The sequence below is a fragment of the Bacteroidota bacterium genome (genome assembly GCA_039111535.1).
Lineage (GTDB): Bacteria > Bacteroidota > Rhodothermia > Rhodothermales > JAHQVL01 > JBCCIM01.
Genome location: JBCCIM010000189.1, coordinates 1 through 12916 on the forward strand (window position 1 = coordinate 1; position 12916 = coordinate 12916).

General features: G+C 53.0%; 10 protein-coding genes. 6 read left to right on the top strand and 4 right to left on the bottom strand.

The window, feature by feature from the left end; translation table 11 throughout:
• Nucleotides 1-201, bottom strand: a 201-nt coding sequence (locus tag AAF564_21715; GenBank protein MEM8488183.1) for a hypothetical protein, incomplete at its 3' end; no start/stop codon positions are given.
• Nucleotides 202-370: 169 nt separating this feature from the next.
• Here AAF564_21715 and AAF564_21720 point away from each other — a divergent pair.
• Nucleotides 371-1330 (top strand): nucleoside hydrolase, encoded by a 960-nt coding sequence (locus AAF564_21720; protein MEM8488184.1) that lies wholly within the window; start codon nt 371-373, stop codon nt 1328-1330.
• 192 nt (nt 1331-1522) lie between these two features.
• On the opposite strand, the gene AAF564_21725 is transcribed toward AAF564_21720, so the two are convergent.
• Genes AAF564_21725 through AAF564_21735 form a run of 3 tightly spaced genes read right to left on the bottom strand, consistent with a single transcriptional unit; the run spans nt 1523 to nt 7533 of the window.
• Nucleotides 1523-2881 carry an amidohydrolase gene (locus AAF564_21725; protein MEM8488185.1) on the bottom strand — a complete coding sequence of 453 codons (1359 nt, stop codon included), beginning with the start codon at nt 2879-2881 and terminating at the stop codon, nt 1523-1525.
• 54 nt (nt 2882-2935) lie between these two features.
• Nucleotides 2936-5986, bottom strand: coding sequence for a PVC-type heme-binding CxxCH protein (locus tag AAF564_21730; protein ID MEM8488186.1), 3051 nt, complete (start codon nt 5984-5986; stop codon nt 2936-2938).
• 44 nt (nt 5987-6030) lie between these two features.
• On the bottom strand, nt 6031-7533 hold the full coding sequence (locus AAF564_21735) for a DASS family sodium-coupled anion symporter (GenBank protein ID MEM8488187.1): 1503 nt from the start codon (nt 7531-7533) through the stop codon (nt 6031-6033).
• 218 nt (nt 7534-7751) lie between these two features.
• Between AAF564_21735 and AAF564_21740 the strand changes: the two genes are divergently transcribed.
• The 5 genes from AAF564_21740 to AAF564_21760 form a co-directional block, all read left to right on the top strand.
• Nucleotides 7752-9068 (top strand): glycosyl hydrolase, encoded by a 1317-nt coding sequence (locus AAF564_21740; protein MEM8488188.1) that lies wholly within the window; start codon nt 7752-7754, stop codon nt 9066-9068.
• 62 nt (nt 9069-9130) lie between these two features.
• Nucleotides 9131-9943: a sugar phosphate isomerase/epimerase family protein gene (locus tag AAF564_21745; protein ID MEM8488189.1), complete on the top strand. Its 813-nt coding sequence runs from the start codon at nt 9131-9133 to the stop codon at nt 9941-9943.
• Nucleotides 9944-9964: 21 nt separating this feature from the next.
• A complete protein-coding gene (locus AAF564_21750) occupies nt 9965-11122 on the top strand; it encodes a Gfo/Idh/MocA family oxidoreductase (GenBank protein MEM8488190.1) in 1158 nt (385 codons plus the stop codon).
• A 26-nt stretch (nt 11123-11148) separates the two neighbouring features.
• The gene (locus AAF564_21755; protein ID MEM8488191.1) at nt 11149-11919 is read left to right on the top strand and encodes a 3-ketoacyl-ACP reductase; all 771 of its coding nucleotides are present in this window, start codon (nt 11149-11151) and stop codon (nt 11917-11919) included.
• A gap of 57 nt (nt 11920-11976) precedes the next feature.
• The coding region (locus tag AAF564_21760) for an ion channel (GenBank protein ID MEM8488192.1) at nt 11977-12916 on the top strand (940 nt) is incomplete at its 3' end.

Below are 12916 nucleotides of genomic sequence, written 5' to 3' on the forward strand. Positions count from 1 at the left end.
CTGGCGGTGGGCAGCGGCGTGCCCGTTTTGTACCGGCACTTCATGCAGATGCCCGACGGCACGATTCAGGAACTGAGCCGACGCGCGGACCTGGCGAAGCAGCTCCAAATTCGTGGCTACAATATCGACGTGGACGGCGCGGGGTGGCGTAGCGAGGAGGCGAAGAAAACCGCAAAAATGCTCACGAAGGGTCATTTTCATGTTTGTCTTGGTCAATGTCTATCTGAATGCGCCAAGATAAGGATTTGCAAAATCAGCTATACTGTTTGCTGCTGGAAAAATTGTTTTTTAACATGGTCGTATGTGAAATTAGTTAGGCCCTTAATCTGTAACCTGCATCGCCAACACGTCAAGCATCCCCATGCGCACCATGACCTCACGCAGACATTTTTTGTCAACACTGAGCGCGGCAAGCCTGTCATCACTTGCTCCCGCTACCCTTTCGAAGCTGCTACGCATCAGCCTGCGGGATCCACTTCCTCTTATCATCGACGCCGACACAGCCAATGAGGTGGATGACTTGTTCGCTTTAGCCGTGGGATTGCTTGCTCCCGAGCTCAACATTGTAGGGGTTACCTCCGCCCAATGGCACACTTCTCCCCAGGCACCGGCTGATACCGTTGGCAAAAGCCAGGCATTCAACGAAGACATCATGCGCCTGATGGACAAATTATCTGTGCCTCATCCGCAGGGATCAAACCATCCGATGGTGAAGCCACACCGGGCCCAGCCTTCTGATGCCGCACAGTTTATCATTGCGCAGGCCATGGCAATGCCTGATGGTGAGAAATTGCACGTGGCTATCCTGGGGCCGGCAACCAACCTTGCCTCGGCGGTTGTCATGGAGCCGGCCATTATCCCTAAAGTGGTTGCCAACTATCTCGGATTCTGGCACAACCCCGAGACAAATACCTGGAGCAAGCGTGAGTTCAACACCAACAACGACCCCAACGCCGTTGATGCACTCATCAATACACCCGGACTGGACTTCCGGGTTATGACAGCATCAACTAGCCAACACCTGGTATTCAGGAAAACCGTGGTAGATGCCCACCTGAAAGGTAAAAGCGGCCTTGGCGACTACCTCGTTAATCGGTGGGGAACGTTCGACAGATACTGGCAGCCAGATGACAAAGAGAAAACAAAGTGGATCATGTGGGATGTCGCGTTGATTCTCGCGTTGGCCTACCCCGAAATGGCTACGAAAAAACGGGTACAGAGCCCTCACGATAACCGCATGCGCCTGATTGATGTTTACACAGCCATCGACACAGCCGCTATGGAAGCAAAGTTCTGGGCGCTGCTAGATGGGTTCGTTGGTGAGGAATGAGGGTTATTCAATGCCGCATGTCAAGTGTTGCTAATTAAGGTTTGGATGTGCAAGCTACGGGGGCGTCGTGTTTCTGGATTGCACTATTCCCGAAATAACTGCGATGCTTTTGTACATTTCTTTGGCCATTGAGTCTACTTTCAGGAAACACACCAATCGGCAGTCGGCATTCAACTCTGCATTAAACTGGCCCTAATTCCTGTAGTCTAGCGGCGGGTCGCGGTCGCCGAGGAGGGGTTTGTAGACAAAATCATCACCACGTAACTGCTCAAACTCTGCTTTGGCAGCTGCTACCGTTGCGGGATCTTTCATCAATGTAATCGCTGTCAGCGCCATGGTTTTGGCAGCCACCATCATCCCTTTGTGGCCGATACTCATGCCGCCGGCAGCAATGGCCTGCCAGGAATGCGCGGCTGTACCCGGCACCCAGGTTGCGGCATCGAGCCCGGCTGTAGGCACAACCCAGCTTACATCGCCCACATCGGTTGAGCCGCTGGTTGCCTGCAACACAACTGGCTGAATGGCCCTGGCCTGCGCCAGCGCTGGTGGTGCGTCAAAAGACTGTTGCAAAGAGGCTGCAAACGTACGCTCTTCCTCGCTGTATTCAACACCACCCACCTTTTTCAATTGGGCATGCATTACGTTTGCCAGCGTATGATTGGGCAACACGCTGTGGATCCCATGGATAACTTCGTGCGCCATCTGCGTACCGGTCCCCATCGCTGCGCCTTCAGCAGCGGCTACCACGCGAGACCAGATGCCCTCTAGTATTGTAGCATTTGGATGTCGCACGTAGTAGTAGACCTCGGCAAAATCAGGAATCACATTGGGGGCGTGTCCACCTTGCGTGATCACATAGTGAATGCGTGCTTCCTGCGGCACGTGCTCACGCAGCAAGTTAACCATGTAATTCATCGCTTCAACCCCATCCAGTGCAGACCGGCCGCGCTCTGGTGCTGCTGCGGCGTGGGCAGACTTGCCATGGAAGCGAAACTTGGCCGACCGGTTTGCCAACGTTGTATAGGGACTTGCATCGTTTGTATCGCCCGGATGCCAATGGAGCATCACATCAACGTCATCAAAGAGCCCTTCGCGCACCATGTAAACTTTGCCAGCACCGCCTTCTTCCGCCGGCGTCCCGTAAAATCGGATGGTGCCCGTATGCCCTTCATCTAACCAGTGTTTTACAGCAATGGCAGCTGCAGCTGACCCGGTCCCGAAAAGGTGGTGACCACACGCGTGCCCGGCCCCCTGCCCCTCAATGATTGCGCGGTCAGGTTGTGCGGCCTGTGAAATCCCGGGCAATGCATCGTATTCGCCCATAATTCCAATGACGGGTTCTCCTTCACCGTAACTGGCAACAAAAGCTGTCGGGATGGCCGCTACGCCGGCTTTTATTTGGAATCCAGCGTTAGCCAGCAGGGCTTGCAACTTTGCAGCGCTCCGGTGCTCCTGATAGCCTACTTCCGCTAATTCCCAAATCTCATGTGCAACGGCAGCATATGTGGCTGCGCTTTTATCCAGCAGGTCCGACACATTATCTTGCGCCAAGGCTACAGGAGCGAACGCAAAAATCAACAAGAACAAGGCATGCAGTCTTTTCACTTACAAGCTCCGTAACGTTTCGAGGTATGCGACGAGGTCAACGAGTTGCGATGTCCCCAAAGCAGCGCCCAGCGCAGGCATCAGAGAATTTTCCATTTCAGTGATGGTTGCAACGTTGCCCATGGGATAGCTACGCGTTTGCCCACCTTGCTCGCGCAACTGGATTTCTTCGTCGGTCCGACTCAGCACATACCCTGCGGCGGCATTGCCATCTTTCATAGAAATCAGGAAGCCTTCATATCCAAAGCCGATGCCGGCGTTTGGATAGATGATTGCGTTGTAGAGCGCCTCTGCTGGCAATTTACTTCCAATCTCGGACAAGTCTGGTCCAAAGTCGGTGCCCACACCCTGTACAACATGGCAGGCGCTGCATTGCTGCTCAAAGACGGCTTTGCCGGCATTCACTTCACCGGTCATAGCAACCAGTTGCTCAATTGCCGGCAGGGGCTGCCCGTTGTTACCAGTTGGTGGGTCCAGGTACTTCGCGGCCATTTGCCGGCGGCGCTCATCCGAAGAGTTGAACAGAATACTGGCAGCTTGTTCTTTGAAAGACACAGGAAGCTCCCCCCTTTCGAGCATTCCCAGCAAACCGTATTCACCCGACCAGCCAACCGCATAATTTGTCAATGCATGGCGACGCAGGTCCATACCCAATGCATCATTTTGAACGACGGACTGGAGCGCATTCCTCGAATTCCCGTTGCCTATTTTCCCGAGTAAACCAACAACCTCAAGTGCATCGTCCGCTGAACCAGCATTTGCCAAAGCCTCCATGAACCGATCAGGTCCTTCTAGATCGAGCAGTAAAGCACCGGCATCACGAGCCAGAGCTTCTTCAGCTTGTTGGGCCATGGCAAACAGAGACGCGCCTCTATGCGTAGGCTTGAAACGGGCAACCAAATCAAGGAAAGTGCGCGTTCCATCCACGGCATCAAGGGCAGCAGTAAGTGCTTGCTGGACGGCAGGGTCGGCTTCATTGTGTTCATTTACCAGATGCTGTAATGCGAGCGGCGCCAGCGCCTCGTTGCTATCTCCTAACAATGCTGTTAGTTGCTGGCTTTTCAAGTACTCATTATCATGGAAGTCAAATGCCCGAAAATACCGTAGTTGATCTTCGGGCGTTGTCCGCTCATCTTTGATCAGGGTGGTCAGCATAGGTATGGCGTCGTCTGCCCGGGCACGCCATATGATGTCGCGCGCCGGCTTGGTCGAGAAATCCTCCGTGTTTCGCGAAGCCCAAGCAGCAAAAGACGCTTCCCAGGAAGCGGATGCGCCAATGCCAAGTGCCTCAAGGTACCAGCGGTCAGCACCGTTATACTGACTTGCCAGATCGGCCCACAAGCCACTCCCCTGTTCAGACTGGAAATACTTCAGTGCAAGGGCAGCCTCTCGCCGCACCTGTGGTGATGCATCATTGACCAACGTTGACAATATGTTCTCCAGGGGCAGGTTATGCTTACGCGCAATGCGGAGTCCGGTGATGCGGATATCCTCGTTTTCATCAGTCAGCGCAACATCCACATAATGACTTGCCCGGCCTTCTATCTCAGCGAGTACCCACAACGCACGGGCGCGCATCCTTGCATTGTCCGAGGCCCAGAGGGTTAATAGGGCTTCTTCTGCGATGGCATCCATATGCACCAGTGCATGCCACGCATTTTGTCGGGCAGACAAATTCGGGCTTTCCAAGGCAGCCACAGCGCCTTCGGGGGTATCCAGATTGTAAGCAGGTGTATTGTACGGCGTATTAGGGGGTGCAATGCGGAATAGCCGGCCTTGCCGCAAGTCACCTACATGATGCCCGCCCACCCCGGGGTCATACCAGTCTGCAACGATGAGCGAGCCATCAGGAGCTACGGCCACATCAGAAGGTCTAAACCACTTGTCGTGGGTGCCCATCAACAGGTTGACAATTTGTGCGTTGTATCCGGCACCATCTTTTTCGACCGGATATGCGCGCACAACGTTAGGGCCGGCATCGGTGTGTATCATCTGATCCCAAAAAACCTCCGGCAAGAGCCGTCCTTCATAGACAAGGATACCCGTCGGTGAGCCAGCGCCAGTCTGTAGCAGATTCGGGACGACACCCGGGTCATTCAGGTGCCAGTGTCGTTTGGGAATTTCGTCGTGCATCCCGGTTCGCCGTACTCGCCAGTTTTCCCCAGTCTTTTCATCTCTAAATCCGTAATTGCCGTACTCCATCACAAAATTGATGCGCACGGCGCGGTTGCCATCATCATCATTATCAGATTGCCAAAGCGAGCCATACGAATCAACTGCCACTTCGTAGTTATTCCTGAAGTTGTGGCCAAGCACTTCAAGATCACTGCCATCCGGATTCATCCTGAACACCATGCCTTGCTGATGCGGATTGCGATCTGCTACGACAGGCGCACCATATTTATCCAGGACGACATTGCCGTCCTTATCCAGTAACTGTCCGCCTTCGTTGCCAAAATTGAAGTAATACCTGCCATCGGGACCAAACACAAACGCGTGTACAGCATGATCGTGCTGTACCCCTTCGATGCCGCTGAATAAGATTTCTTTAGTATCTGCTTTATCGTCACCGTCCTCATCTGTTAGCAATAAAACATGCGGGCTAGCAGATACTATGGCCTTGTTGCCATCCACAACCCAAATACCCAATGCAGCATCGATATCCCGACCTTCGTAGAACACTGTCCGGCTGTCAGCTTTGCCATCGCCATCTGTGTCTTCCAGAATAACTATGCGCTCATTCTCAACCGGCTCCGGGTTTTGCGGATTGAGATGGGGACGATAATTCACCCCTTCACAAACCCACACCCTCCCCCTTGCGTCGATGTCGATGTTGGTTGGATTTACGAGCATTGGCTCCGATGCAAACAAGCTGACTTCAAGCCCAGGAGCTACTTCGAGTCCAGCTACAGCATTGTCAGGCATGCGCATTTCATCGTCGCTCAGCGCAGCACCAGCCGGCTGTGGCACCAGCCCGTATTCGGTTAGCTCTTCAGCGCAGCCGGCGAGCAAAATACCCATTGCAATAACGGAATAAAGATAGCGTTTCATAATTCGTGAGGTCTATGATGGTTGCACATTGACGACTGAGCAGATCAGGAAACCCAATCCGGCAGTTGCCCCAGTTCGATACCCAAGATTGGGATCACCAGCGCGTATACAGCCGCTGTTACAAGCAAAACAAAAAGCACATTCAGAAACAGTCCGCCCCGCGCCATTTGCTGGATACTAAACTTCTCGCTGCCATAAACAATTGCATTGGGTGGCGTGGCAGCAGGCAGCATAAATGCGCAGCTGGCAGCGATCGTAGCCGGCACAGCCAGGAGCAACGGGTTCTCACCAAGCCCAACAATTGCCACACTGGCAAGAATGGGCAAAAATGCTGCAGCAGTGGCCGTATTGCTTGCCAGCTCTGTCATGAAGATAATAAGCAAAACAGCCAGTCCGATTAACACTACAAGCGGCCAATGGCTAAACGTGGAAAGCAGGCCGCCAACCCAGGCCGCAAGCCCCGTGCGGCTAATCGCCGCCGCCAAACTCAAACCGCCACCAAAAAGAAGCAAAACACCCCAGGGTAGTTTTAATCCCCACTCCCAGTTCATGATGAAGGCACCTTTCGACAGGTTGGTCGGGATCGCAAACAACACGGTAGCGCCAAAAAGCGCAATGCCGGTATCCGACAAACCGGGTAGCCAATGCTGAAGGTAAGGCCGTGAAATCCATAGTACAGCAGTTAGAAGAAAGACGCTAGCGACGATTATTTCCTCGCGCGAAATGCGCCCCATTTTTTGAATCTCCTCCTCGATGAGTTGCTTCCCGCCAGGAAGCTCCGTCATGGTGATCGGAAAGATGACGCGTGTGAGAAGCAGGAAGGCCAGGGGCAATGATATCACTACAAAAGGAATCCCAAACATCATCCACTGTACGAAGCTTATTTCATATCCGTACGTGTCATTGAGAAAAGCCACAAGAAACGTATTGGTAGGCGTACCAATGAGGGTCCCTACCCCACCGATGCTTGCAGCATAAGCAAGCCCCAACAGCAGTGCAGTTGTGAATTTTGTGCCTTGTGTATTTCTATTTTTGAGGTCACCATCATCCGGCACAAGCTCAGCTACAGACAGTGCAACGGGAAGCATCATCAAGGTAGCAGCCGTATTGCTAATCCAGCAACTGAGGGCTGCTGAACTGACCATGAAGCCGGCGATAATAGCGCGAGGTTGCGTGCCAATGAGGCGCACCATTTTCAGCGCAATACGGCGATGCAAATTCCATCGCTGCATCGCAAGGGCAATCATAAAGCCCCCCATAAAAAGGAAAATCATGGGATGTGCGTAAGGTGCAGCATTTTCACTTACGTTACCCACACCAAAAAGCGGCAGCAGCAAAATAGGCAACAAAGAAGTGACTGGAATAGGAATGGGCTCGGTCATCCACCAGATAGAAACCAGCATGGTAATGGCCGCCGTTGCCCATGCCTCCTGCGCCAGCGCCTCAGGTGGCGAAAGTAACACCATCACGACAAACACCAACAGGCCGGCCAGAAAGCCTGCAATTTTAACGGTCTGTATAGACCGCTTTTCTACCGTATCCTGCATATACACCTCAAAAGCGTGAACTTGCAGCAGATCAACGGGTGGGCCGCAAGTTACACAGCCTGTTATTTTGAAAAAGCCGGCTGCAATTTTCAAAGAGAACTTAAGAAAGCCCCGATACAATTGTGTATATTGGCAGCCTCTCAGAATAAAGATACATCACCGTGATAAACTATCAAGACGCACCAAGCGCAGCAGCCATCCTGCCAAAGATCGAGAACATGTGGGCGCATTCCGCTACCAAAATCCGTGCTATAGAAGACAAGTTTGATTTCACCAGAGGCGCACCGGTTTTCACCATAAACGGCAATTACGTTACACGCGGCTGGACCGAGTGGACACAGGGCTTTCAATATGGGTCTGCAATCTTGCAGTACGACGCAACCAACGAGGAAGCTTTTCTTGAAACGGGCATTGCACAAACTGTGCAGCGCATGGCGTCACACATCACCCACATCGGCGTCCACGACCACGGCTTCAACAACGTGAGCACCTACGGCAACTTACTTCGCCTGATGAATGAAGGACGCATCGCAGAAAATATGTGGGAACGCAATTTCTACGAGCTCGCCATAAAATGCAGCGGCGCTGTGCAGGCAGCAAGATGGACGGCTCTGCCCGACACAGGCGGCTTTATCTATTCATTTAATGGTCCGCACTCCCTCTTCTCAGACACCGTTCGCTCGCTACGCGCCTTGAGCCTGGCTCATAAGCTGGGGCATGTACTTATGGGTGAACACGATGCCAAAATCTCTTTGCTTCACCGGGCTATCCAGCACTTGCATAGCTCGGCCAAATACAATGTATATTTTGGTGAAGGGCGGGACAGCTACGACGTAGCCGGCCGCGTCGTACATGAAAGCATTTTCAACCTGAATGACGGGCGCTACCGCTGTCCAAGTACACAGCAAGGATACAGCCCGTTCTCCACCTGGACTCGCGGCCTTGCCTGGATCCTTACGGGCTTTACGGAACAGTTGGAATTCATTGACACCATCCCTGCTACTTCGCTTGGTACCTGGGGGCCCAAAGAAGAGTTGGCTGCGATGCTCGTCCGTACTGCACGCGCAACCGCTGACTTCTACATTGAGCAGACCCCAACATGTGGCATTCCTTATTGGGATACCGGTGCACCAGGCCTGGCATTAATGGATGATTACCTCAACAAACCGGCTGACCCATACGGCGCCAAAGAACCTGTAGACAGTTCTGCTGCTGCCATTGCCGCCCAGGGCTTCATCCGCCTCGGGCGCTATTTAAAAGTAGAAGACCCAGAGGCCGGCGAACGGTATGTAAAAACCGGGCTCAAAATGATGGACTCTCTTCTTAGCACACCTTACTTGAGCGACGATCCGGAGCACCAGGGCCTGTTGCTGCACGCAATTTACCACCAGCCCAACGGATGGGACCATACGCCGGCCGGTGCTGCCATTCCGTATGGCGAGTCGTGCATGTGGGGCGATTACCACCTGCGCGAAGCCGCCCTCTATGTACAACGCATTGCGAAGGATGAGCCTTATTACACCTTCTTCGCCTAAAGCTTCCAAGGTGCGCCGCAACAAGTGCGGCGCACCCTCTCTACTCACGCTGTTTGTCAACAATGCGCTCCCGCCTCTGCATCCACACAATAACCACCAAGCCCTGGCAAATAGAGAAAGCGCTGACTGCATACCAGGACGCTGGCGTTAAAGGCATATCTGTCTGGCGGGATGCAACAACGGGTCGTACGCCGACTGTCTTACGTCGGCAGATTGCAGACCATGGCCTTCAAACAGTGTCGTATGTGCGGGGTGGATTCTTTCCTTCAACGTCTGCCCAAAAGCGGCAGCAAGCAATTGAGGAAAACAAGCGCATCATTGACGAAGCAGCGGCGCTAGGCGCCCCCCTGGTGGTCATGGTCTGCGGTGCTGATCCTGAGCAATCACTACAAGCGTCGGTTGCGCAAATTGAAGAAGGCATGACCCGGCTCCTGCCCCATGCAGCCGCAGCGGGTGTAAAATTGGGTATCGAGCCATTACATCCACAATATGCTGACACACGCTCTGCCATTGTAACGCTGGGCCAGGCCAACCAAATGGCGGCGCGATTAAACCACCCGGCGGCCGGCGTTGTGCTTGACGTTTATCACGTTTGGTGGGACCCTGATCTTGATCACGAAATTGAGCGCTGCGTGGCTGCTGACAACCTTTTTGCTTTTCATGTATGCGATTGGCGCGTTCCAACCCGCGATGCCTTGAACGACCGCGCATTGATGGGCGCCGGCTGTATTGACATCAAACGCATCCGACGTAAACTCGACACCCTTGGGTACACCGGGTTTATTGAAGTAGAGATCTTTTCGACAGCTTACTGGGAATTGGACCAGGCTGTGTATCTTTCACAAATTGTTGCTGCCTACGAGCAGCACGTATAACCTCGCCAGTCAAGAGAGCACATGAGCAATGTAAAAATCCACCGGGTCGGTGTCATCATGAACGGTGTTACCGGCCGCATGGGCACCAACCAACACCTTATGCGGTCGATTCACGCCATCAGGCAGAACGGCGGCATTCCGCTGAATGCACAGGAAGTCATCATGCCTGATCCCGTGCTGGTAGGACGCAACCCTGTAAAGCTCGAAAAACGTGCTGCGATGGCCGGCCTGAATAAATGGACGACCAATTTAGATGAAGTACTGAGCGACCCGGACTACACGGTATACTTTGATGCACAATCCACAGACAGACGAGTCATTGATGTTACGCGTGCAATTGATGCAGGCAAACACGTCTATTGCGAGAAGCCGGTTGCGCTCACAACCGCGGACGCGCTACAACTGTACAAACACGCTGAGAAAGCCGGCGTCAAACACGGCGTCGTCCAAGACAAACTCTGGCTCCCTGGTTTGTTGAAACTAAAAATGCTGCGCGATAGTGGCTTCTTTGGCGACATCCTCTCGGTGCGTGGCGAATTTGGATACTGGGTATTTGAAGGAGATATAATCCCCGCCCAGCGCCCTTCCTGGAATTACAGAGCGGAAGATGGCGGCGGTATTATTTTCGATATGCTGTGCCACTGGCGTTATGTGCTGGACAATTTATTCGGGGCTGTAACTTCAGTTTCTTGCCTCGCAAAAACACACATCGCCAGGCGCTGGGATGAGCAGAATCAACCGTACACATGCACAGCTGATGATGCAGCGTATGCAACACTCGAACTGGCCGGCAACGTGACCGCGCACTTTAATTCATCGTGGTGTGTTCGTCCGCGGCGAGATGACCTCTTGAGCATCCAGGTAGACGGCACAAAAGGATCTGCCGTGGCCGGCTTACAGTCGTGCTGGACACAGGCATACGGGGCGACACCGATGCACGTATGGAATCCGGATGAACCAAACATGCACGACTTTTACGCTGGCTGGTCTGAGGTCCCTGCACATGGTGCCTATCAGAACGCGTTCAGGGCGCAGTGGGAGCTCTTCCTGAAGTATGTTGTAGCCGATGCGCCTTACCGTTTTGACTTGCTCGAAGGCGCGAAGGGCGTCCAGCTAGCAGAAATTTCGCTGGCCTCGTCGGACAAGCGCAGTTGGTTGGATGTACCACCGCTGACATAACCCAAACCAGCTTAACAGGCTTTAGCATGGACAAAACAGCGCTCGTAACGGGTGGCACACGCGGCATTGGCCTTGGCATCGCTGAAGCCCTGGCTTCAGCATCCTTTAACCTCATTTTGTGTGGCCGGCGACCAGCGAAAGCTGTTGCACCTACGCTCGCACAACTCGCGCTGCATGATGTATCCGTCGACTATATCCAGGCAGACCTCGGCAGCCCAGAGGCACGCCAGCGTTTGATGTCAACGATGCGCGAGAGATATCCGAAACTCGATGTGCTGGTCAACAACGCCGGCATGGCTCCGCGCGAACGCAACAACATCCTCGAAGCAACGGAAGCCAGCTTTGAAGAAATCATCCGCGTAAATCTGCAGGGCCCTTATTTTCTCACCCAGCAGTGCGCCCGATGGATGATAGAAACGAGGAAAGACACAACTTCCTACCGGCCGTCAATCATCTTCGTTACCTCAATCTCATCAACGGTTGCGTCGATCAGCCGGGGCGAGTATTGTATCTCCAAAGCTGGCTTGAGCATGGCAAACCTTCTATGGGCCACTGCGCTTGCTGAACACGGAATTGACGTCTTTGAAATTCGCCCCGGCCTGATCACAACAGACATGACAGCCGGCGTAAAAGCCAAGTATGACGAGATGATTGGCAACGGCTTACTACTGGAAAGCCGCTGGGGTACGCCAGCAGACATTGGCAAAGCTGTCCGAATGCTTGTGCAAGGCGACTTGCCTTATGCATCCGGGCAGGTATTAACCCTTGATGGTGGACTTACCATGGGCCGGCTTTGATAGGCGCTATTGCGTAGCCAGACGTTTGATTGCGCCTATTACCATTGCATATTGACCATGCCTAAAAAACTTGCAGAATTATCAGCCCGCCTTGATGCCAGGCTTTTCACAGCCTGGAATGTCCTGCTTGTCATCGTTGCTTCCTTCTCCTCTTTTGCAATCCCTTTCTCACTCGCCACAGAAGAGTCAGCTTCGCTATTTCGACGCAGAGAAATAGTGCTGACAACCATCTACCTGATCGACATTTTGATCAGTATGTATCGGCTAAAGAAGCGCGTCTCCGTGGTTCATGTGGAATACAGTGCGATGCGCTCGTTTTTCTTGCGATGGATCTGGCTCGATATTCTTTCCGCCCTACCCTTGACAGCCATGTTCGGCCTGCCATGGTTGCAAATCGTACGGCTGGCTAAAATGGTGAAGGTGATTTATCTGTTGCAGATTTTGCGCCGGACGCAGGCAAACATCGCCAACCTTGTACTCATCGCACAGATGGTCTATTGGATTGCCATTGCCACCCACTGGTTAAGCTGTGGATGGCTTGTGATAAGAGGCTTCGACCACGACCTGGATCTTACAACCAATTATGTAAATGCACTGTACTGGACGTCAATGACCTTGACCACTGTAGGTTTTGGGGATATTACGCCTGTATCCAATACAGAACGGCTTTATGCAATTGCGACCATGTTTTTTGGTTACTCTTTCTTTGGTTACCTGATTGGTAGCTTTGCCAGTATTCTGACAAAGCGCGACCCCATTAAAGAGAAATACAGGCAGAACATGGAAAAGCTTATCAATGCGGCCCGTTATGCGAACCTGCCGCTTGATCTACAACAGCAAATCCATTCGTATTACCAGTACCAGATGACACGCCGGGTAGGATACGATGAAGAGTCGTTCATCAACGACTTGCCGGCCGGCTTGCGGGGTGAAGTATCGCTGCACTTCCGTAAGGAAGTGATAGAAGATGTTGCTATTTTCGAGGATGCTCCGCAAG

Bases quoted from the DNA above. Each gene is read 5' to 3' on its own strand.
- AAF564_21720 (MEM8488184.1), top strand. From the start codon at position 371: ATGACCTCACGCAGACATTTTTTGTCAACACTGAGCGCGGCAAGCCTG.
- AAF564_21730 (MEM8488186.1), bottom strand. From the start codon at position 5,986: ATGAAACGCTATCTTTATTCCGTTATTGCAATGGGTATTTTGCTCGCC.
- AAF564_21735 (MEM8488187.1), bottom strand. From the start codon at position 7,533: ATGCAGGATACGGTAGAAAAGCGGTCTATACAGACCGTTAAAATTGCA.
- AAF564_21740 (MEM8488188.1), top strand. From the start codon at position 7,752: ATGTGGGCGCATTCCGCTACCAAAATCCGTGCTATAGAAGACAAGTTT.
- AAF564_21745 (MEM8488189.1), top strand. From the start codon at position 9,131: ATGCGCTCCCGCCTCTGCATCCACACAATAACCACCAAGCCCTGGCAA.
- AAF564_21750 (MEM8488190.1), top strand. From the start codon at position 9,965: ATGAGCAATGTAAAAATCCACCGGGTCGGTGTCATCATGAACGGTGTT.
- AAF564_21755 (MEM8488191.1), top strand. From the start codon at position 11,149: ATGGACAAAACAGCGCTCGTAACGGGTGGCACACGCGGCATTGGCCTT.